This window comes from Jeotgalicoccus marinus DSM 19772, assembly GCF_000425825.1.
GTDB classification, from domain to species: Bacteria; Bacillota; Bacilli; order Staphylococcales; family Salinicoccaceae; genus Jeotgalicoccus; species Jeotgalicoccus marinus.
Genome location: NZ_AUEE01000003.1, coordinates 199,603 through 221,619, shown reverse-complemented (window position 1 = coordinate 221,619; position 22,017 = coordinate 199,603). Strand labels below are relative to the sequence as shown.

At 35.6% G+C, this 22,017-nt stretch carries 20 protein-coding genes; 14 read left to right on the top strand and 6 right to left on the bottom strand.

Features of this window, described 5'->3' with window-relative positions:
- Window positions 1-75: 75 nt before the first annotated feature.
- The 4 genes from H624_RS0101225 (at window position 76) to mqo (ending at window position 3,134) form a co-directional block, all read left to right on the top strand.
- Complete coding sequence (locus tag H624_RS0101225) at window positions 76-615, top strand: TetR/AcrR family transcriptional regulator (RefSeq protein WP_169515928.1); 540 nt, start codon at window positions 76-78, stop codon at window positions 613-615.
- A gap of 107 nt (window positions 616-722) precedes the next feature.
- Window positions 723-1,145 carry a universal stress protein gene (locus H624_RS0101220; RefSeq protein WP_026865953.1) on the top strand — a complete coding sequence of 141 codons (423 nt, stop codon included), beginning with the start codon at window positions 723-725 and terminating at the stop codon, window positions 1,143-1,145.
- Window positions 1,146-1,166: 21 nt separating this feature from the next.
- Window positions 1,167-1,589, top strand: a complete 423-nt coding sequence (locus tag H624_RS0101215; protein WP_026865952.1) for a universal stress protein — start codon at window positions 1,167-1,169, stop codon at window positions 1,587-1,589.
- A 69-nt stretch (window positions 1,590-1,658) separates the two neighbouring features.
- Complete coding sequence (gene mqo / locus H624_RS0101210; protein WP_026865951.1) at window positions 1,659-3,134, top strand: malate dehydrogenase (quinone); 1,476 nt, start codon at window positions 1,659-1,661, stop codon at window positions 3,132-3,134.
- Window positions 3,135-3,156: 22 nt separating this feature from the next.
- On the opposite strand, the gene H624_RS0101205 is transcribed toward mqo, so the two are convergent.
- Together H624_RS0101205 and H624_RS0101200 are read right to left on the bottom strand one after the other, a co-directional pair.
- A complete protein-coding gene (locus H624_RS0101205) occupies window positions 3,157-3,585 on the bottom strand; it encodes a MarR family winged helix-turn-helix transcriptional regulator (protein ID WP_026865950.1) in 429 nt (142 codons plus the stop codon).
- Window positions 3,586-3,652: 67 nt separating this feature from the next.
- Entirely contained in the window at window positions 3,653-3,889 is a 237-nt protein-coding gene (locus H624_RS0101200) for a DUF896 domain-containing protein (protein ID WP_026865949.1), read from the bottom strand.
- Window positions 3,890-4,044: 155 nt separating this feature from the next.
- Between H624_RS0101200 and H624_RS0101195 the strand changes: the two genes are divergently transcribed.
- Complete coding sequence (locus H624_RS0101195) at window positions 4,045-5,709, top strand: ABC transporter substrate-binding protein (RefSeq protein ID WP_026865948.1); 1,665 nt, start codon at window positions 4,045-4,047, stop codon at window positions 5,707-5,709.
- 34 nt (window positions 5,710-5,743) lie between these two features.
- Here H624_RS0101195 and H624_RS0101190 read toward each other — a convergent pair whose 3' ends face one another.
- The gene (locus tag H624_RS0101190) at window positions 5,744-7,999 is read right to left on the bottom strand and encodes an ATP-binding cassette domain-containing protein (RefSeq protein WP_084145648.1); all 2,256 of its coding nucleotides are present in this window, start codon (window positions 7,997-7,999) and stop codon (window positions 5,744-5,746) included.
- Window positions 8,000-8,148: 149 nt separating this feature from the next.
- On the opposite strand from H624_RS0101190, the gene H624_RS0101185 reads away from it, so the two are divergent.
- The 4 genes from H624_RS0101185 to H624_RS0101170 are packed head-to-tail and all read left to right on the top strand — an operon-like array spanning window position 8,149 to window position 12,673.
- Entirely contained in the window at window positions 8,149-9,681 is a 1,533-nt protein-coding gene (locus H624_RS0101185) for a DUF6583 family protein (protein ID WP_026865946.1), read from the top strand.
- 28 nt (window positions 9,682-9,709) lie between these two features.
- The gene (locus tag H624_RS0101180; RefSeq protein ID WP_026865945.1) at window positions 9,710-10,930 is read left to right on the top strand and encodes an ABC transporter permease; all 1,221 of its coding nucleotides are present in this window, start codon (window positions 9,710-9,712) and stop codon (window positions 10,928-10,930) included.
- On the top strand, window positions 10,927-12,033 hold the full coding sequence (locus tag H624_RS0101175; protein WP_026865944.1) for an ABC transporter permease: 1,107 nt from the start codon (window positions 10,927-10,929) through the stop codon (window positions 12,031-12,033). The genes H624_RS0101180 and H624_RS0101175 overlap by 4 nt, the downstream gene beginning before the upstream one ends.
- Window positions 12,020-12,673 carry an ABC transporter ATP-binding protein gene (locus H624_RS0101170; protein ID WP_026865943.1) on the top strand — a complete coding sequence of 218 codons (654 nt, stop codon included), beginning with the start codon at window positions 12,020-12,022 and terminating at the stop codon, window positions 12,671-12,673. Before H624_RS0101175 ends, H624_RS0101170 begins: the two co-directional genes overlap by 14 nt.
- Before the next feature lie 36 nt (window positions 12,674-12,709).
- On the opposite strand, the gene H624_RS0101165 is transcribed toward H624_RS0101170, so the two are convergent.
- Window positions 12,710-13,285, bottom strand: a complete 576-nt coding sequence (locus H624_RS0101165) for a TetR/AcrR family transcriptional regulator (RefSeq protein WP_026865942.1) — start codon at window positions 13,283-13,285, stop codon at window positions 12,710-12,712.
- Window positions 13,286-13,428: 143 nt separating this feature from the next.
- Here H624_RS0101165 and H624_RS0101160 point away from each other — a divergent pair, with 143 nt between their 5' ends.
- The 3 genes from H624_RS0101160 to H624_RS0101150 all read left to right on the top strand — a co-directional run bounded on the left by H624_RS0101160 (window position 13,429) and on the right by H624_RS0101150 (window position 18,447).
- Window positions 13,429-16,656: an efflux RND transporter permease subunit gene (locus H624_RS0101160; protein WP_026865941.1), complete on the top strand. Its 3,228-nt coding sequence runs from the start codon at window positions 13,429-13,431 to the stop codon at window positions 16,654-16,656.
- A gap of 129 nt (window positions 16,657-16,785) precedes the next feature.
- Complete coding sequence (locus tag H624_RS0101155; protein ID WP_026865940.1) at window positions 16,786-17,469, top strand: AraC family transcriptional regulator; 684 nt, start codon at window positions 16,786-16,788, stop codon at window positions 17,467-17,469.
- Between the two features lie 81 nt (window positions 17,470-17,550).
- A complete protein-coding gene (locus tag H624_RS0101150) occupies window positions 17,551-18,447 on the top strand; it encodes a DMT family transporter (protein ID WP_026865939.1) in 897 nt (298 codons plus the stop codon).
- 47 nt (window positions 18,448-18,494) lie between these two features.
- Here the strand turns inward: H624_RS0101150 and isaB are convergent, their stop codons facing one another.
- Window positions 18,495-19,064: an immunodominant staphylococcal antigen IsaB family protein gene (gene isaB, locus H624_RS0101145; protein ID WP_026865938.1), complete on the bottom strand. Its 570-nt coding sequence runs from the start codon at window positions 19,062-19,064 to the stop codon at window positions 18,495-18,497.
- Window positions 19,065-19,301: 237 nt separating this feature from the next.
- On the opposite strand from isaB, the gene H624_RS0101140 reads away from it, so the two are divergent.
- Window positions 19,302-19,850, top strand: a complete 549-nt coding sequence (locus H624_RS0101140; protein ID WP_026865937.1) for a helix-turn-helix domain-containing protein — start codon at window positions 19,302-19,304, stop codon at window positions 19,848-19,850.
- A 20-nt stretch (window positions 19,851-19,870) separates the two neighbouring features.
- The gene (locus H624_RS0101135; protein WP_026865936.1) at window positions 19,871-20,830 is read left to right on the top strand and encodes a zinc metalloprotease; all 960 of its coding nucleotides are present in this window, start codon (window positions 19,871-19,873) and stop codon (window positions 20,828-20,830) included.
- Window positions 20,831-20,883: 53 nt separating this feature from the next.
- Here H624_RS0101135 and H624_RS11415 read toward each other — a convergent pair whose 3' ends face one another.
- A complete protein-coding gene (locus H624_RS11415; RefSeq protein WP_051220431.1) occupies window positions 20,884-21,966 on the bottom strand; it encodes an MGDG synthase family glycosyltransferase in 1,083 nt (360 codons plus the stop codon).
- Window positions 21,967-22,017: the final 51 nt, after the last annotated feature.

Below are 22,017 nucleotides of genomic sequence, written 5' to 3'. Positions count from 1 at the left end.
TTTGCCCAGAAAGGTTGATTAAAATTGAAAAAAGATTTAAGAGTACAAAAAACTCTCCGTGCCATAGACCAAGCTATGGTGGATTTACTCAAAGACAAATCGTTTGAAAGTATTACGATACGGGATATCAGTCAAGCAGCAATGATTAACCGTGGAACATTTTATACTTATTATAGAGATAAATACGAAGTAATTGCAAGCTATCAAAGCCAAATGATTAAAGATATTGATCGTCTTTTGTATGAAAATATTAGTGGAGAAAGTCTCAATCTACTAAATGACCAACAGCTTCAGGAGACAATCGAAGGATTTTTTAATTATTTAAAGGATAATAGAGAAAGGGTCATGGTTATTGCAGCTGGTCTTGGTACAAGCGCCCTATCTGAATATTTTTCTCATCATATGTTTGACTTTTATAAAGTAAAAAGCCAAGAGTTTGGTGTAGAATTTGAAAGTGAAGTCGATGAAGAATACCTGATTACTTACATGATACATGCTCATATGGGGCTCTTATTTAAGTGGTTGACTGATGGTTGTGTAGTGCCCGTTTCGAAAATGGCAGATTTTATCGAAACATTTACTGTTAAAGGCGTATTCAAAGCTGTTGGAATCTGATATGCTTTTTGTCAATTCTATGCATATTATTAATTCTATAAGGGAAGATAATAAATGATGTCTAGAAATAGTTTTATACTTATAGAAATATATAGGGAGGTGTAGGTATGTACAAAAATATTTTATTACCATATGATTTTGGGAACTCTTTTGACAACGTACCTAAGGAGCTAGAAAAGCTAACGAATCCAGATGAAGCGTATATGATCACTATTTTTAATGTCATTACTGAAAATGAAATGTCCAGTGATGTGAAGTTTAATGGTAAACGTTTCAATGAGATTGTCGAAGAGAAAAAGAATTTGCTAAAATCTTTTACAGATGAATTAGATAAGTTGAATCTTAACTATGAAATCCGTTTTGAAGTTGGTCGTGTTATTCCTCAATTGCTAAAGGAAATTAATGCCCATGACTACGATATGATAGTGATGAGTAATAAACGATCTAAAAGAGATATCAAGCATGTTCTTGGCCATGTGACACACAAAATTGCAAAAAGAGTCAACGCACCTGTGATGATCGTCAAATAAGTAAAAGAGAGGATAGTAAATATGTATAAAAAAATATTAGTACCTTTTGACTTTGGAAACTCTTTTGTTAATGTTCCTGAGCAACTTCAAAAATTGTCTGGTTCGAGTAAAGAAGCTAAGATTACAGTGTTTAACGTAATTGCAGAAAATGAGATGGCTGATAATGTAAAGTTTCACGGGAAACATTTTGATGAAATTGCTAAGGAGAAAGAAGCAGACATTCAATATTTCAAGGATGAGCTGGATAAGTATGATTTAAATTACGAAATTAAATTTTCAACAGGTAGAGTACTCCAAGAACTAAAGAAAGAAATTGAGAATGGAGATTACGAAATCGTTGTAATGAGCAACAAGAGATCAAGAATGCAAATTAAACATGTACTTGGTCATGTGACGCATAAGGTAGCGAAACGCGCGAATATTCCGGTCATTATTGTTAAATAATAGAATGTGAAAATATGCCGGGAAACCGGTATATTTTATTTAATTCAAAAAGTAGAGAGCTGGTTAACTATGACAAATTCTAAAAATGTAATATTAATCGGAGCAGGCATTATGAGTGCGACCCTAGGAACGTTTTTAAAAAATCTAGAAGGTGAGTGGAATTTAAAAATGTTCGAGCGACAAAATGCACCTGCTTTAGAAAGTTCTAATGAGCTTAATAATGCAGGTACAGGGCATGCTGCCTTATGCGAATTAAATTATACAGTAGAACAAAAAGATGGCAGCATTGACGTTGAAAAGGCAAAAGAAATTAACGAGCAATTTGAAATTTCTAAGCAGTTTTGGTCTTATCTCGTAAAAAATAAGGCGCTGGATGAACCTGAGTCTTTCATTCGTCCACTCCCACATATCAGCTTTGTACAGGGAAAAGAGAACGTTAATTTTCTAAAAAATAGATATGAAGCTTTAAAATCACTACCGATGTTTGAGGGATTGACCTATACGGAGAGCCATGAGGAAATCGGCCAATGGATTCCACTGATGATTAACGGCCGTGACAAGGCTGAAAGTATAGCGGCAAGTAAAGTGGATTATGGTACAGATGTGAATTTTGGTGAATTAACAAGGAAGCTTGTAACGAATCTACAAGCGCAGCCAAATACAGCGGTTAGCTTCAATCATGAAGTTGATGGTTTTCGTCGTTTAGATAATGGGAAATGGGAAGTCAAAGTGACGAATTTAGAAACTGGAGCGACGGAGTTTCATTCTGCTGATTACATCTTCATTGGTGCAGGTGGGCATGCGATACCGCTTCTACAAAAGACGGGCATCCCTGAAAGCCGCAATATTGGAGGTTTCCCAATTAGTGGTGCATTTTTAGTGTGTAATAATCCTGATATTGTGAGTCAACATGGTGCCAAAGTGTACGGTAAGGAGCCAAAAGGTAAGCCGCCAATGACGGTACCTCACCTGGATAGACGTTATATTGATGGTAAAGAAAGCTTGTTATTTGGACCATTTGCAGCAATCGGTCCTAAGCTTTTAAAATATGGCTCTAACACGGATTTATTTAAATCAGTCAATCGCTTTAACTTGCTGACTATGATGTCGGCAGGATTGAAGAATATTCCACTTGTACAGTACTCAATCGAACAAGTACTCATGAAGAAAGAGAATAGAATGGAAGAATTGAGACGTTTCGTACCTGATGCGAGGGATGAGGACTGGGATCTGCATATCGCAGGTAAACGGGTCCAAGTCATTAAAGATACGAATGAATATGGACGTGGTTATATACAATTTGGTACTGAAGTTGTAAACTCACAAGATCACAGCGTGATTGCCCTACTTGGAGAATCTCCAGGCGCTTCCGTATCGGTACATGTTGCCTTAGATATTATCGACAAAAATTTCCCGGCTTATAAAGAAAAATGGTTAGATAAATTATCAGAAATGATACCATCTTATGGTCAGTCTCTAATCAGTGATTCAACCTTGTTAAAAGAAATTAGAAATAATAATAATAAAATACTCAAACTAAATTAAGAACTGATGGAGGATTCCTCCATCAGTTTTTTTCTTCGCATATGATATTTAGTAAGTCTTCTAAAGCGGATTTTTCTGAACCTGACAAGTGAGCGAATGCTTCACTTATATCTTTTGTATATACTGGGTGAATTTCGTTGAATACTGATTTACCCTCGTCGGTCAAAATCGCCTTACAAAAGCGCTTATTATCAGCCTGTATTTCTCTACGAACTAAACCTTTTTTCTCTAATTTATTTACAATATACGTAATGCTACCACTGGGTATCATCAATTTTTCACTTAAGGTTTGTATGTAATGTGGCCCATGCTCAAATAGGCATTCTATTACGAGTAAATTTTCAAATGTGAGTCCTTGATTCTTAATATGAGTTCTTGCTTTATCATTTAGAATTTTTGAAGCAGTCATCAATGACTTATATAAATGTAAATCTCTCTCTTGAACTGACATAAGACATCCTCCTCTTTTTAAATAGATAAAGCCCTCATCTCGTAAGAGATGAAGGCGGCTTAAAATTCTATGAGTGGCCGTTTAAAAGGTTTTTAACTTTTTCAACATTTAATTTAGCAGGTGTTACATCTATACCGTCTTCATTTTGAATCGTTATTGAAGTGATATTAGAAGAAACCTGACCACGAATTTCTTTAAGATACTCTTGTCTTAATTCAGCACGTTCTTCAATTTCTGCCTCTGTTAAACCTACTGTACGGTTCTTTTGAGCAAGCTCATTAATGCGTGTCAAACTAGAAATCATGCGTATTTCTCCTTCCTTCTTTTAATATCCTATTACTAGGCTATATAAATCCTAACATTAGGATGTTATATTGTCAATACTGAACATAATTAGATAGTATTTTCTGACTATTCAATATATAATTTATATATTCAACTAAAAGGGGGTTACATATAATGCAAAATTTCAAATGGTTTTTGGTAATACTTGTTGTCATATTACTTGGAGCTTGTACCAATGATAGTGAGGTCGATGTTGAGGGAGAAGAAAGTTCTACTTCAGAAAAGACAGGGGATGTGGTTGTAGGATTTGACCAAGACTTGTCGACGATTGATCCTCATGGTACGAATGATGTCATTGGAATCCAAGTAAGGCGTCACCTCTTTCAGACCTTAGTTGCAAGAAATCCTGATATGAGTCATAAAGCAGGTCTTGCTAGTGAATGGTCACAGGTGGATGAAACGACATGGAATTTTAAATTAGTAGAAGACGTGACATTTCACAATGGATCAGCGTTTACTGCAGAAGATGTTAAAGCATCTTTAGAGCGTGTTGTTGACCCGAGTGTCGGTGCACCGACACAATTCTTGTTTGAAATGATTGAAGAGATTGGAATTGTTAACGATCATGAACTTAATATTATTACGAGATATCCATTTGCTCCACTGCCTGATAACTTAGCACATACTGCTGGTAGTATTATGAGTAAAGAAAGTATCGATGCCGATTATGAACAAGCTTTAGAACAGGCAGGCTCAGATGTAAACTTGGATGAATATTATGAGCTAAGAGATGAAGGTGGAGATGACTTTACGGCCCTATCTGATGAAATATCAGCCTTTACAAGCGAGCATATTTCAGCAAATCCAGATGGTACGAACTATGTGAAATTTAAAGCTAGGGCACCTGGACAAAACATAGAACTCGAACGCTTTGATGACTTTGCCGGTGATAGTTTAATTGATAACCTCACCTTCGTTATTATCCCAGAATCTGGTTCGATGATGGCTGAGTTAGAGTCAGGTGGCATTAATATCACAACACCTGTTGATATGGCCATGTTTGATCGTATTAACAATAGTGCGAACACTGAATTAGTTGAATCTGATTCACTTAGAACAAATTACCTAGGGTTTAACACAGAAAGTGAGCCATTTAATGATGTAAAAGTGAGACAAGCAATATCCAGTGCCATCGACAGAGAAGCAATTAAAAGTGGTATATACGATGGTAAGGCAGAAATACCAAATAGTTTAGTGTCGAAAAGTGCATTTGGGAATTCAGAAGCGTTACCTGAATTAAGCCAAGATATGGACTTAGCCAAACAGGCTCTAAGTGAATCAGCTTACCCTGAGGGTTTTAATGCTACAATTTGGGTTAATGATAGTCAGGACCTCGTGGATACAGCAGTGTATATTCAAGAGCAGCTTAGAGAATTAAACATCAATATTGAAGTTGAGCAATATGAGATGGCTACATTTTTAGAACGATTAGGTAATGGTCAGCACGATATGTTTTTACTAAGTTTTACAGCATCGACAGGTGACGCAGACTATCTTTTATCCTCATTGACCTTGGGTAGTAATGAAGGATTTGGAGGAAACCGTGCATTTTACAAGAATGATGAAGTGGATGCTGGTTTAGAAGCAGCAAGAAGTGCGACAGATGATGAAACGCGTGTGACAGAGTATGAAAATCTTCATAGTATTTTAATGGAAGAATTACCTTATGTACCGCTTGTACACCCTAATATGACGCTCGCTTATAACACAGATCAATTGGAAGGTGTAGAACTTGATGCAGCAGGATATATTCGTTTAGAAAATGCAACATTTAAATAAGGAAAAGGGTGAGATTTTAAAATCTCACCCTCTTTTATTGCTTTATATAACGCTTTAAATGTTTAGCCGTTACAGATTCTTCGACATTAAGAAGGTCTTTAGGTCGGCCGCTAAATAAGATTTTTCCGCCTTCTATACCGGCACCTGGGCCCATATCGACAATCCAGTCGGCATGGGTCATCATCGTTAGGTTGTGCTCTATGATCAGCACTGTATTTCCTCTATCGATGAGTTGATTAAAGCAATTTAAGAGTGTTGGAATATCTTCTTCATGTAAACCTGTTGTAGGCTCATCAAAGATATAAGTTTCCTCAGTATTATCTGCATCAAGATATTTAGAAAGTTTCACTCTTTGAATTTCTCCACCGGATAAAGTATCTAAGGATTGTCCGAGTGTCATATACTGTAGACCGGTAGCTTGTAAACGACTTAAAAGGTTTATAACGATAGCGTTATTTTTAAAAATGTTGAGCGCTTCTTCTACAGTTAATGCCAGAATATCTGCTATAGAATAGCCTTTCACCTTAGCTTCAAGCACTTCTTTTTTATAACGGGTACCGTTACAAATCTCACATACTTGAGAGAAATCTGGCATAAAGGCAAGTTCAGTTTTAATTATGCCTTTCCCCTTACAATTTGGACATGCGCCTTTGGAATTATAAGAAAACATGCTCTTAGAAAGGCCAGTTTCCTTGGCGAATATTGTACGTACTTCATCAAATATATCCATGTAAGTTAATAAGTTTGAGCGATTTGATGCGTGCACAGCTTGCTGGTCGATAATGATAGCATCTGAATGTTTGAACCCTTCTCTAAGTAAGGTGCTTTTACCCGAACCAGCAACACCTGTAAAAATTGTCAGAGCATTTTTAGGTAGCGATACGCTGACGTTATTTAGGTTGTTCTTGCTTATATGTTTCAAATCGATAAATCCCATACCACTATTGTAATCATCTTTTAAATTATGCTTGTGCGTTAGTGCACTAGCAGTTGGGGTATTTGCAGTTAAAATATCTTGATATTTCCCTGTAAATATTATTTCGCCACCGTGTTGACCAGCACCTGGCCCCATATCGATGATTTGATCTGCGATTTTGATTACGTCAGGATCATGTTCTACAACGAGAACAGTATTGCCCTTATCTCTAATATCTAACATGATGTCATTAATCTTTTGTATATCTTCAGGGTGAAGCCCTACACTCGGCTCATCAATTATATAAACGAGATCAGTTAATGGACTATTCAAATGGCGAATCAATTTAATACGCTGTGATTCACCGCCGGATAAAGTCGGTGTTTCCCGGTCTAAAGTTAAATAGTTGAGTCCTACATGTTTCAGTGCTTCAAGTTGTTTGATTAGAGGTTCAATGATGACTTGTTCTTTCTCACTTTTTAGCTCTCTTAAAAAAGGCACAGTATCTTCAATTGGTAAGGCTGTAAAGTCAGCAATATCAAGGCCATTTATTTTTGAACTTAATACTTCTTCATTTAGCCTCTTGCCGTGACAATCTGGGCACTCACGACTTGTGACAACTCTTTCAACATCTTCTAAAAAACGGTTTTTCTCAAAATTATCATTGAGTAAGAATGAACGTCTAAAACGGTGAATCAACCCTTCAAATTCTGCTGTTCTTGGCCAATTATCTGGGGGATTTTTGAGTTTTTCCGGCTTGGTATATAAAAATGTATTCATTTCATCTTCTGTATAGTCTTTAAGTTTTTTGTCGTTATCAAATAGACCACTATACAAGTAACGCTTTCCTCTCCAGCTATCTGGACGGAAAGAAGGAAATTTAATTGCATCTTCATTTAGCGATTTATTGTAATCTAGAAGCTCGTTTAAATCAATGTCTTCGACATAACCTAGACCTTGGCATCGTTGACACATACCTGCGGGATTATTAAAGGAGTACACATTGGAGTATCCAACAAAAGGTTGACCAACTCTTGACCAAAGTAATCTAACTGATGAGTATATATCTGAAATGGTACCGACTGTTGACCTTGAATTTCCACCTAGTCTTTTTTGATTGATTACCATAGCGACTGGAAGATTATCAATTTGATCTACATCTGGTTTTTCATATTTAGTCAATTGATTTTGAATATATGCTGAGTAAGTTTCGTTCAACAGACGTTCTGATTCTGCGGCAAGTGTGCTAAAAACAAGTGATGATTTACCAGAACCTGACCGACCTGTGAAAACAGTTAATTTATGTTTTGGAATATCGACGCTAACATTTTTTAGATTATTTTGTTGTGCACCGATTATACGTATTGCAGACAAAGCAATCACCTCATCTACTGTTTACCCGAAATTGTATATTTGATACAAAAAGTGACATAAATTTGACTAAATGTTAAAGAAAATGTGTATTATGTTTTCATTTGGGGAAACTTGTAAATTGAAGATAAGAATACTAAGGAGATGAGCATATGGGTAAGAAAGGATTTACTATACTTGGTGTCTCTGTCGGCGCCCTCATTGTTCTGGCAATCGGTGGATACTTTGTTTACCAAAATGTTGTGAATACACCTAAGAACACCTACCTTATGTCGGAGTTGGATAGCACTGAGAATATGACTGAAATGTTCGAGGAAAGATTTGAAGATGAATTAGAATGGTACGAAAATTCTATGGATAATCCAACAGAATCGAGCATGACGCTTACAGCTGAGACTAATGATCCTAACTTAGAAGAAAGTGGTATCTCAGAAATGATTAATAATGCTGAGATTAACATAACTGGGAGTCAAGATATTAACGAAGAACTCGCAACATTTGGTTTAGATGCAAATGTTGGTGCGTTTACCATTGAAGATGTTGCTGGTTATGTTACTGGAGAAAAAATGGGTCTTACGCTACCATTTATTGAAGATTACTTAGTTTTACATGAAGAAGATACAGGGACTTTTCTAAATCAAATGGATCCTGAAACGTTCCCTAATGAAGAAAATATTGATTTCTCTACCTTCTTCCAAACCAATGCATTAACAGAAGAGGAACGTGAGTATTTTGTTGACGAATATTCAAGTTTCCTACAAGAAAATTTACCAGACGAAGCCTTTGAAGAAGAAAGTGAAGAGATAACAGTCGGTGAGACAACAGTTAATGCAGATAAGCTGACGATGACTTTATCAGAAGAAGAAATGCACACATTCTTAAGAGAACTTTTAACAAAGATGTCTGAAGATGAGAGACTGATTGAATTAATCGAAGCTCAGATGACTCAAGCGAATATGAGTATGCCAGCAGGTGAAGAGATTGAAACAGACCCAAGTCAGCAACTAAAAGATGCTGCTGAAAATGTTGAGGATATCGGGTTCCCAAATGGTATGACATCAGTTATTTGGACTGATGATGAAGATAATATTGTACAACGTGATCTAGATGTATCCGTAACGATAGATGAGCAAACGGAAGATATTGAATTGGACTCAACACATGAAGTGCGTGAAGATGGAAATCTAATCAATGTTTCACTGGGTACTGCTGAAGATAAAGTTAACTTTACTTTTGATTTAAACGAAGTAGATTCAGGCTATGAGGATGTAATGACGTTAAATGTTGAGGATGAAGACATTTTAGTCCTTAACTCAACGAAAACTGAAGAAGAAGATAATGAGATTTGGAATCTTGAGGCAACAGTAAATAACTTTAGCCCTGATCAAAGTACGCCATTTAATATCTACATGGAGTCATCAACAAACTATGGAGATGATCAGGCATCAGGTGATATCCAACTATATGCAGACGACGGTACGAATATTACCAGAGACACTGCAGTTCTAAACATTGCACATGAAAGTCAGTCTGTTAATGAGGTCGAGATTCCTTCATCAGAAAATGAAACAGATATTGGTAAGATGAACCAAGAAGAGCTTGAAACATACTTTACTGAAGAAGTGGAACCTAAACTAGAATCATGGCTTAGCGAAAACTTCGGTACAGGTGCTAGTGTTCAATAATTTAAATAATAGGAAGGGTGCGATAGCAATGAAAAAAATGAGACATATCCTCGTATTCATTGCTAACGACCTTCATAGATTTAAGAGGAAGTGGCTATCACTTCCTCTTATTTTACTTGCTCCAATTCTATTTACGGCTCTACTAATCTGGATATTAGGTAATGTTTTATCAGTAGTAGACGAACAAGATATCAACATTGGTTTAGTGAATATGGATGAAAATGAAACGACTGACATGCTCGTCAATACTTTAGCAGATACAGCTGATTTTACAGACGGTATAGAGATGGAGCGATTAGATATAGATGAGGCGAATGCTTTAATTGATAATAACGAGCTGTCTGCATTTATTGTGTTTCCAGAAAATTTTGCAGAAAATATGATGGAGGGGCAAACAAGTCAGCTAGAAGTGACTGGGAATCCAGATCGTAAACTTGAAAGTTATATGATTAGAAGTGTAGTGGACACCCTCATTCGACATCTTAGAAATTCCCAATCCAATGTACTTACAGTGAATCACTATGCAAAATCATTTGATATGTCAGATGAACAAAGAGAGGATTTGATCTTTCAAGAATTTGTGAGCCAGTTTGTGCAGGTTATTTCTTCAGACACCTTAGTTGATGAAGAAGAAGTATCACAGAACTTTAGTTTAGGTATATCTTACTTCTTATTAAATGGCATGTTTATTTTATTAACTATTTGGCTGTATTTACTGTACCTGATGTTAATGAAAGATAAAAACCCAGGACTCAGTGAAAGAATGAAACTACTAGATGTAGGACATCTGGCACAAGGAATCTCAAGAATAACTGCTCTGATGCTAATTATGATCCTACCTTCTGTACTTATTTTGATGACGGCTCTTTATTTAATCGGAAATGCATTAGTCATAGAAAATTTAATGAGAATTGGCATTCTAATTTTCATACATCTATTAATAACGGTTATCTTGCTCCTTATTATCGATTGGTTGTCTAAGAGCTATAAACTAACGATGATATTACAATTAATGATGCTTTCACTCATTATTGTTTTTTCAGGAGCGATTATACCCAGAATTTACTTCCCTTTATATTTCGACTGGATCTTTGACGTAACGTATTCATATCAGACACTGAATTGGCTTCAGGAAATTGTATTAAATGAACGATTTACGATGGAAATTAATATTATGTTATTCAGCTTGTGTACACTATTGGTGATGATGCTTATCATTGGTTTATTAAAGGAGCGTAGAGTCTCATGATGGATATGATTAAATCGAGATGGATCCTCTTGAAACGGCACCGCTTGAAGCTCATTTTTTGGTTGTTTATACCGTTATTTGTAACGGTAGGTGCAGTCTACGTGACTTCTAATGTATCAGAAGATTTTAGAGTGCCAGTAGCTGTAGTTGATGAAGCTGACGTTGAAGAAACTGATAGGATAATCAAAGGGTTAGAAGAGAGTAATTATATTAGAATAGACCATTTTGAAAGCAGTGAAAAAGATGATGCTTTAAGAGTTTTAGAACAGTATCAATATGACAGTGTCTTGGTGTTTGGTGAAGATTTTGAGGATAAAATTTTGTCAGGTGAGCGGCGTAATATGGTTGAAACATACTATACAGATCGTTCTTTTGCATACAGTACGGTTAAGGAGTTACTTGCCTCGTTAATACAAGAATCCTTAAATAGTCAAAGAATCACTGAGCAAATACAAGACCTAGAAATGGAATTGTTTAATGAAACCACAATAGAATCAGAAACTATACTTGAAACAAAAAATCAAATTGATATGGACTCTAACCTAGTCAGCCAAAACTTCACTTTTAAGGGTAAGGAGACCATGGAACAAAATGATAGCACAATCGATCCTTGGTTAATCTGGGCATATGTATCTCTTTTAACAACGGTATTCATTTTTGAATTTGTTACACGTGAAACAAGGAGCGAGACAAAACAACGTTTTTTATATCTAAACTATTCGTTTAAGGCATTTATGATTACCTCATTTTTAGCTATGCTGATAGTAATGTACATGATTGATCTAGTCACATTACTTATTATTAAGGCAATGTTTGATCAGAGTGTTAGTATAGTTAGCCTACTCATCTACAGAGCTATAGTGAATATTATTGTATTTATTGTTGCATTCTACTCTAGAAGTAAATTATCACTATATAGAAATGGGCTAGGTTTGATTGGTGTCTTATTAGGACTTCATATCATTATGCCATTCTTAAATGGAATATCGAACTTTCACCCTGTTATCGCACTAGTTGAGAATAATAACAACTTCGTGATGCTGTTTGTAACCATCTTAGTATTAACTGTTTGTTTAGGGAGGAATCGCAATGCTAGAAGTTAAGTCTTTGTCTAAAAGCTATGGTAAGAAAAAGGTGCTCGAGAACTTTAATCTTTCTGCATCTAAGGGAGAAGTCATTGGGCTCGTCGGCGAAAATGGAGCAGGCAAGTCCACCTTGTTAAAAATACTTGCGACACTGCTAAAAGAAGATAGCGGGCAAGTGCTTTTGAATGACCGAGATTATAAAAAGCACTACCGGTCACTCAGGCAGTACATTGCATATGTTCCACAAGAACTCGCACTATGGGAAGACCTAACGGTTATGGAGAATATGAAGTTCTTTGAAAACCTATCCAAGACAAGGCGGTCAAAAGAGGAATTAAAATCTATACTTGAAGCAGTTCAGCTTAAGCAAGATGATAAAAGAGTCAATCAGTTATCTGGTGGAATGAAAAGAAAATTAAACCTAGCTGTTAGCCTAATTAATGAACCGAAACTATTACTATTGGATGAGCCAACAGCAGGTATTGATTTGAAATCTCGTATAGAGATTGGAGGTTTCTTAAAGAAATTAGCACAAGAGCAAGAGGTGCTTATAATATATACCTCTCATGACATGAATGAAATTGAACAAATATGTGATAGGGTCGTTATAATTGGTCAGGATGATTTTTACAGAAACCTGTTACATCAATACATCTAGATGCGTTATTTTATAACGCATAGTGTTACAAATAGGTTATTTACTAATCAAGGTCTGTAGGATGCTTATTACACCATCCTGTGAAATATCTTCTATGAGTTTTTCTAATTCAATTTGGTCTAAGGTTGACCCTCTTTCTACCCAAAGTTGGAATACACCAATGATGGCTGACATGTGATACTCAATAATAAATTGAATTTTTTCTGGTTCGTTAATATCCGAACCGTTTAGGTATTCCATTAGTATTTCACGTGTGCGTATTTTTAATTCATGAACAAAGGAGGGATCACCTTCAGGTCCAAGTAAAACGATTATCTTCTCTTGGTTCTCCATGAAATAATCATTGGAATGGCTGAGCGTATCAAAGATTAAGTCTTCCTTCTTCTCTATTCTTTGAATCGGGTAAATAATCATGTCCTTACTCGGCATAATAGACTCTTTACTCTCTTTAAGTACTTCATATGTATCTTTGAAGTATGCGTAAAATGTTCCACGATTATAGCCTGCACGATTTGTTATTTCTTTGACAGTGATTTTTTCGATGGGTTTATCTTTATAAAGTTCCCAGAATGCTTCAATTAAATTTTCTCTTGTAAGTGATTTTTGTAACAATATAGACACACCTTTTCTTTTCCGACACTGCGGATCATACTGTTGATTGATATAGACATGTTTTTTAGTTTAATATATAGAATTGTACAACACGTTGTTGGATACATACAAATACAATAAAAATAATGAGGGGCGAAAAATAATTGAAGCTATCTGATTTTTCTATAAGACGACCTAAATTTACAATCGTCGTTATGATAATACTTATGCTCTTAGGTGCAGTCTCATTAACAAGACTCCCTTTGCAGCTAATGCCACCGATTGAACCTCCTATTGCCGCGGTAGCAACAACTTACCAAGGTGCTGGGCCTGAGGAAGTGATGGAAGACGTTACAGTACCGTTAGAATCTGAATTGTCGTCTATAAATGGTTTAAGTAATATTTCTTCTCAGTCACAGGAAAACTCTTCAGTTGTTATTATGGAATTTGACTATGATATGCAGATTGAAGATGTAGAAAGTGATATTAGAAGGGCGATTGATGCAGTTGAATTACCTGAACAAGCAGAATCACCGTCCTTTTTAGAATTTGATATCTCTATGTTGCCTAGTATTCAACTGGCAGTCACTTCTGAAGGAGAAAGTGTTGTTGATTACCAAGATCAAGTGGAAGACTTAATTACAGAGCTTGAAAATATCGAAGGGGTCGCATCAATCACTGAGAATGGTGCAGTGACTCAAGAGATTCAAGTGAACTTAGATATCGACGCACTTGAAGAAGTCAACATGAGCCAGAGTGATGTGGCAGGATTAATCGAAGCAAATAACATATCGATACCAAATGCTACGATTGTCGATGAAGAAGAACGTACATCTATAACGACGCGTACGGTTAGTAATATTGACAGTGTTGAAGCCTTACGCGAATTAGTTATTACGGACATACCTGATGGCGGGACACTCACTCTAGATGATATCGCAGATGTATCTGTTGAAGCACAGGACTCAAACTCCATCACAAGATTGAATCAAGGTGAGGCCTTATCTATAGACGTGATGCTCGCTTCAGATGCGAATGCGTCGCAAGTTAATAAAGAGTTTAATAAAGTTCTTGAAGAAAAACTTTCTGAAGATGAATTTAGTAACCTAACAGTTGAATCACTTTATGATGAAGGTGAGTATATTGATCTTGCAATAAATAGTGTCTATACGTCACTTATTTCCGGTGCAATACTTGCTATGGTTGTACTCTTCGCTTTTCTTAGAAATTTAAAAGCACCGCTGATTATTGGTTTAGCAATACCATTCTCAGTCATAACAACTTTTGCGCTATTATTCTTTACAGATATAAGTATAAACTTAATGACACTAGGTGGTTTGGCACTCGGTATTGGTATGCTAGTGGATAATGCTGTAGTTGTTATTGAAAATATATATAGGCATCTATCTATGGGCAAAAACTCCAAACAAGCTGCAAGTGATGGTACAAAAGAAGTTGCATCTGCTATTATTGCATCAACTTTAACAACAGCGGCTGTGTTCTTGCCGGTTGTGTTTGTTAGTGGTTTAGTTGGACAACTATTTACACCACTTGCGATTACAGTAGTGTTTAGTTTATTTGCATCGTTGTTTGTCGCCTTAACTGTTGTTCCCATGATTGCAAGCCGTATTTTAAGCGCACCTAAACAGAACATGGAAAAAGTCAGACAGGAAAGACCATATATGAAGTGGTTGACGCTTGCGACGCGTTGGACCTTAAAACATCGTCTCTTAGTTCTTTTCATCACGACTATACTAATGGCACTAGGTTTACTAGCTATCTTTAACCAAGGTATGACTTTGATGCCTGAAAGTGATGAAGGTGCCATTACGATTGAAATTGAAAAAGAACAAGGTACTATTTATGAAGACACTCTAGAAACAGTGCAAGAAATTGAGAATTACTTAGAAGATTATTCTGAAATTGATATGTACCTTAGTAACGTTGGCTCTTCTCAACCAATGATGTCGATGACTGAAGAGACAAACAAGGCTAGTGTTACGGCAACGCTTGTTAGTCAAAATGAGCGTAATGTGACGACAAATGAATTCATAGAAGATATTGAAAGCGATGTGGAATCCCTAGATGAATCAGCTGATATCAATGTGATTCCTATGTCTCAATCAGGTATGTCATCAGAACCGAATACCTTGATGTTGAATGTATCTGATGATGATTCAGAAAGATTGAAGAAATCAGAAACAGCAATAATTAGTGCTTTAGAAGAAGATGATCAGATTGACAGTGTGACATCTAGTCGTGAAGATCTGGTTTCCGAGATGCAGATCAATGTTAACCGTGAAGCGGCTAGAGAGAATGGTTTACAGCCAGCTCAAATTGGTCAAGCACTTTATGAAGCTTCCAATGGTATAGAATCTTCTACAGTAGAAGGTGAAAATGATTTCTTAACGATAAATGTGAAGTACCCAGATAGTTATTTAGAAAGTGTAAATAACTTTAGAAATCTAGAAATTGCTAATGCTGAAGGTGAATATGTTCAGGTTAGTGAGGTTGCAGAGTTAGTTGAAACTGAAACTCTACCGTTAATTAATAGAGATAGTCAGGAAGAAACTAGCGAACTCACAGTAAACTACGATTCTTCTATGTCATTAAATGAAGCGGGTACCTATGTCCAAAATATAGTAGATGATGCAGACTTTAGTGATGATACACACTATTCAGTGGGTGGAGATTTAGAAATGCTTGGAGATGCCATTCCACAAATCCTTCTTGCAATTGTCCTAGGGATTGTCTTTATCTACTTAGTTATGGCAGCTCAGTTTGAGTCATTCAGACATCCATTCATTGTTATTATTGCAATGCCATTGACTATCATTGGTATTGCGCTCGGACTGATTGTAACGAATAGTCCACTCAGTATTGTATCCTTTGTCGGTATTATCATGTTGCTGGGTATTGTGGTCAATAACTCCATATTGCTGGTGGATTATACTAATCAGCAGAAAGAAAAAGGAATTCCAACAATTGATGCACTTGAACTCAGTGTGCAACATCGTTTCCGTCCAATACTAATCACAGCCCTAACGACAGCACTAGGTATGTTACCACTTGCTATAGGTATTGGCGAAGGCGGAGAAATGATTGCACCGATGGGTATAGTTGTAATCGGAGGTCTTGTAAGTAGTACCTTCTTCACACTATTTGTCATTCCTATTTTCTATAGTTATATCGACAAAGAAACGCGTAATATGAATAAGAAATATATGACACCAGATGGTGAAGTGATTACTCAAAAAGAAGTCGATGAGATGAAACGTCAAGAAGAACAAGGCGATATGAACATCGAAGCGACTGAAGAAGAAAAAGAAGACTATATCGATGAAATGCAAAAATTAATCGATAAGATGCGTGAAGATAACAATAATAAATAAGTTTCATAAATAGGCTATCCAAGGGGATAGCCTAATTTTTATGAATAAGTCTAAAAAATGGTGTTTATTGTTCAATTATGATTTGATGAAACAAAGCGCAAGATTTGTTCGTAATAAAGGGGGAGGACCATGACTTTAGATATTACCTGTGAGAAAAGAATTTACACGAATGACGTCACATCACACTTTCACGAACATGGACAGCTATTATTTCCTTTGTATGGCTCAATGGATTTAAAGACGATTGAGCAACAGGTGAAACTAACACCAGACTATGTTTACTATTTAGCTCCAAAAAGTAAACATACCTTTCACTCAACTGATCAGAATGAGTTTTTAGTCTTGGATATTCCAAATAATATGTTACCAGGTGAAACGAGAGATATGTATGTTGAGATGAATACGCAGTGGGTATCAGTAAAACAATTATTAATGAACGAAACAGCAAATAATGCGATTGCAAATTTAACCAATTATGTAGTGGATAAGTTAGATACAACTACACCAAAATCTATTGATTACATTCATAAAAATTATAAAGATAGGGTCAGTATTGAAAGGTTGGCTGCTGAGGAAAATTATCATCCTTCATACTATTCGAAGTGGTTTAAAAAACAAACGGGGAAAAGTGTAAAAGCGTATTTAGATGAATTGCGCTTATTAGAGGCTAAAAGACTCTTACAATTCTCATCTTGGACTATCACACGAATTGCGGGAGAAATTGGCTATGATAATGTGTCGTCGTTCACACGCTGGTTCGTAAAGGCACAAGGCATGTCACCTCATGCTTTTAAAGAGCTTAAGAAAAGATAAATCATATGTTTAAAACTGTAAGGAAGGTTTCTATGTAACGAGATATGATACTCGTAATAGAGATTTTATGAGGTGATTAATATGATTAAAATTTTGAGCCCACTGCTCATATTATTCGCAGCGATTCTTTGGGGTACGGCTGGGACTGCACAGGCCTTAGCACCTAGTGAGGTACATCCCATTTCGATCGGTGCAGTCAGACTATTTATAGGTGGAGGATTCTTGTTAATGTTAGTCTTAGCCACTCGAAGACTAAGACTTAATGAAATTCCATATAAAATAGTCATTGGTGCAGCTTTATGTATGGCACTATTTCAGCCATTCTTTTTTTCAGCTGTATCTTTAACAGGTGTTGCGATTGGGACAGTCGTAGCCATAGGTAGTTCTCCGGTTCTCGCAGGTTTAATTGAGATGATAATTTTAAGAAAGAAGCCAAGCAAAACATGGTGGATTTCCACCCTACTATCAGTCGTTGGAGTGATTCTTCTATTCTCGAATCAAGGTACGACCCAAGTAAATCCTAGAGGGATTTTACTCGCACTTGGTGCAGGATTGAGCTTTGCAAGCTATACAATAATAAATAAGAAAGTCGTTTCTAGTATTCCAGCCCTACCTGCTGTGGCAGTAGTATTTACGATTAGTGGATTGATGTTATCGCCATTTTTATTTATCTTCCATGCGACTTGGGTTTTCACATCTGATGGATTAATCACTGGTTTGTACTTAGGCGTCATTGTAACAGGTATCGCCTATTTCATGTTTGCTAGAGGGTTAGCTAATGTTGATTCATCAACTGCTGTAACCTTATCCCTAGCAGAACCTCTGACTGCAACAATGTTAGGTGTGTTTATGTTGGGTGAAGCGATGTCACCTTTATCTTGGTTTGGTCTTATCCTTGTTCTTCTAGGTATTGGAGTATTAATATTATCCACTGTAAAGAAATCTAAGCGTTTTGAAGCGGAATATTCAAATGTATAAACGAATGACACAAAAAAGGATCTCACGAGTGAGATCCTTTTTGAATATTAATATGAGCTGCTGTAGCCAATTACAGTTTGGACGACATAATCATCTTCTACGTTAAAGGCAATCACACTCTTTTCATCTTCGTCTTCTTGATCACCAAGTTTAAATACATAGGTGTCGTATGGTTTATTTTTATGCTCAATAAGTTCGTAGTCATCACCGTATGAATCGATGATATCATCGATTTCTAATTGCTCATCTTGTATAGGGAAAACAACCTTAGTTACACTATCCCCACGTACAGTAAACTTCTGATCATTTTCTTCTACAAACTCAGATTGTTCATCTTTAACTTTCTCATAATCTGCTTTAGAAGCTTCAATTTCATGACCATTAAAAGCAAGTGTACCATCTTCCTCTAATGTCTTAGTAAAGGCATCATTTAAAAGGAATTGCCCATCACCAAAGCCAGTATCACCTTGGTATTTATAATTGGTATTACTGTTTTCTTTTTCAGCGGCTTGTATTGTGTTATTGGTGTTAATCTCATTATCGATTTGTAAGCCTGTGACAACTGTAGCTGCAATTCCAGCAGAAGCAAGAACTTTAACTAGTTTATGAATGTTCATGTCTTCATCTCCTAAAAATAGATTCCGAACTTTGAGTCTGACATATTTATTCTATAACTGCAAATGACAAGGGGTAAAATTAAAAATAATGCTATGCATTATATTATAACATATAGCGTTATAATTGCGATATATTTAGTATGTAAAAGTATTTAGACACTGTATTTTGAAAATGTAAAAGACGATTGGTGTTAATATTGTTATAAGATAATTACTTTGAAATTAGGAGAAAACTAAATGGAACTTAATAAGCAGATTAAGAAATTTAGAGATCGAGATGGTTACTCTCAAGAAGACTTAGCTGAAAAACTTTTTGTTTCACGTCAAACAATCTCGAACTGGGAGAATAATCGAAGTTACCCAGATGTGCATAATTTAATGATGCTTAGTATCTTGTTTGATGTTTCAGTTGATGAATTAATTAAAGGAGATATTCAGTATTTACGAGATAAAACTGAGCAAAAGAAATGGACAATTTGGTCTAATATCATGTTAATTTCGGCAATCGTTTCTGCCTTCTTATTTGTTCCTGCAATGCTTTTGGACAATCGTGTGTTATTAATCACGTCTATTGTATTGTATATACTTGCGATTGGTGCTTCTATACCCATTGAGATTCTAAAACGTAAAGAAGGTATATATACCTACCGTCAGTTAATTGATTTTTACGATGGTAAGGACATTAAAAAGAAGAAACGTTTCAGTGATATTGTCATCACCTACCTTACCTTTCCTATTCTACTTATTATTGTGATATTGATTAGCTTTCTCATGTTTTCCTCCTAATTCTAAAAAAGGAATGATTCATGATGAATTTCTTTTCAAGTAATCTAATTGTAATTTTAATCATTTATCTTGTGCTACCATTGGCTGACCTCTTTTTTGACTTAAATGGCATATTGATCGCTTTACTTATTACTGTTTGGATGGCTACTGTTATTTTTCATGAACTTGGCCATTGTTTTATTGCTAAATGTAGAGGTATGAGAATTGCATTTATTTCTGGTTTACCCGGAATGTATATGAATGGCAGATACTTTTTTAAGGTTCCGATGTACTTTAGTTTTGGTGCAATGCTTGCCTATAAACCGTTAAGAAAAGGTCATATTACAAAGCATGATATAATCTGGCTGAATTCAGGGGGGTTCATATTCAATTTAATTTCAGTGTTAGTCCTGTTATTAATCGATCAACTCTTTAGTTTAGATAGCTATATTTTAAATTTTGCTATATGGATGAACATAATTATTGGTGTCGTTACTGGTCTAAATCCATTTGCAGCAGATGGTAAAAGCATTTGGAACTTATTACGTGGAAAAAATGATGAACTGAAATTCTACGACTCTATGAACTATATTTATGATTCTGAAGTTAGTAGTACACGTATTTTAGAAGAGCTTGATAGAGATCGAGATATTATTTCTACTTATGCGAGTAACATTGCGTGGGTTGAACGTCATGTGGATAGTAATGAAATTACACAAGTGTATCAAACTGAACTTCATGATTCTGAGACGCTGAATTATAAGCTTATCAAAGCGTTTCAATTGTTATATAAAGCAGCCGATGGACATCAAATTGATGATAAAGAAATTGAGATATTTAATGAAGTGAATACGAGTTTATATGTTGTATTTGGACAAGTCTACGAGTACTTTAAAACTGGTGATGAAACAATATTAGATAATCTCTTAAGGAAAAGGATATGGTTACCGAGTCAAAGAGAAAACAAGCTTCTAATCAATGCAATTCAAAGAATAATATAGACAAAAGAGAGCTGTATGTTCTGATATTGAACGTACGGCACTCTCATTTATATTTAAACAAGATTTTCTATGATGGATTCAGCTGAACTAGAAGTTCTTACTCTACGCATCTCCGTTTTAATCGAATGGATGAAATTTTTATCAGCTAGTAAATGCTCTGTATATTCTTTTAGTTCTTTTCGATTGTTTGCAACAAGGGCTAATTTCTTTTCTTGGAAATACAGAGCATTTTCCATCTCTTGGCCAGGAGTCGGTTTATATAGGATTACAGGTGTCTCAGTCGCTAGGGCTTCTGTTAGGGTAATGCCTCCAGGTTTTGTAATCATGATATCTGCACATGACATCCAATGATTCATATTTGTTGTATAGCCAATGATGAGTATATTCTTATAGTTGTGAAATTCTAATTTAAGTTGTTCTCTTAAAATATCGTTTTTACCACAGATAATGATGACTTGATTATCATTTTTAGTAGCTGTTTTCTTCACGTACTTCTTAAACCCTTTTAGAAGGCCGAGCGAACCTGTACACACGAGAATAGTGTTTTTGTCTGTTGATAAGTTGAATTTGTTTAGCCAAGCATTCCTGTCAGTTTTAATCTTGAATTCTTTACTGATAGGAATACCCGTGACTTTGATCATCTCAGGTAAAACACCTTTTTTAATTAAGTCGCTCTTCATTTTTTCTGTAGCAACATAATAGACATCAGTATTATTAACTACCCAATTTTTGTGCACACAGTAATCTGTAATCACTGTATGAATTGGGATATCTAGGCCGAATTCTTCTTTAATGAGACTTAAAACAGGTGTTGGGAAAGTATTTAAAATGAGGTCTGGATTATGCTTATCAATTATATTTTTTAAATAAGCTAAACCATATTTTTTGTAGAAACAAGTGTTTAGTTTTTCCTGACGGGCATAATAGAAAAACTTGTAGGTCGGTTTGAAGTGAGTAAAGCACTTTAAGTACCAGTCTTTAATAAGTCGGGTTAATAAAGGGTGAGCCTCTAAATAAAGATCGTGTGTTACAACGTCGATATCATAGTCATTGAGCGCCTTGTTTAAAGTATTGCTTACCATTAGATGACCGTTACCAAAAGAGCCAGTGATCACAAGTACTTTAAGTTTAGACATTATTATATTCCCCCACATAATGTAATGAACTAGAGTGCAGTAAGAATCATA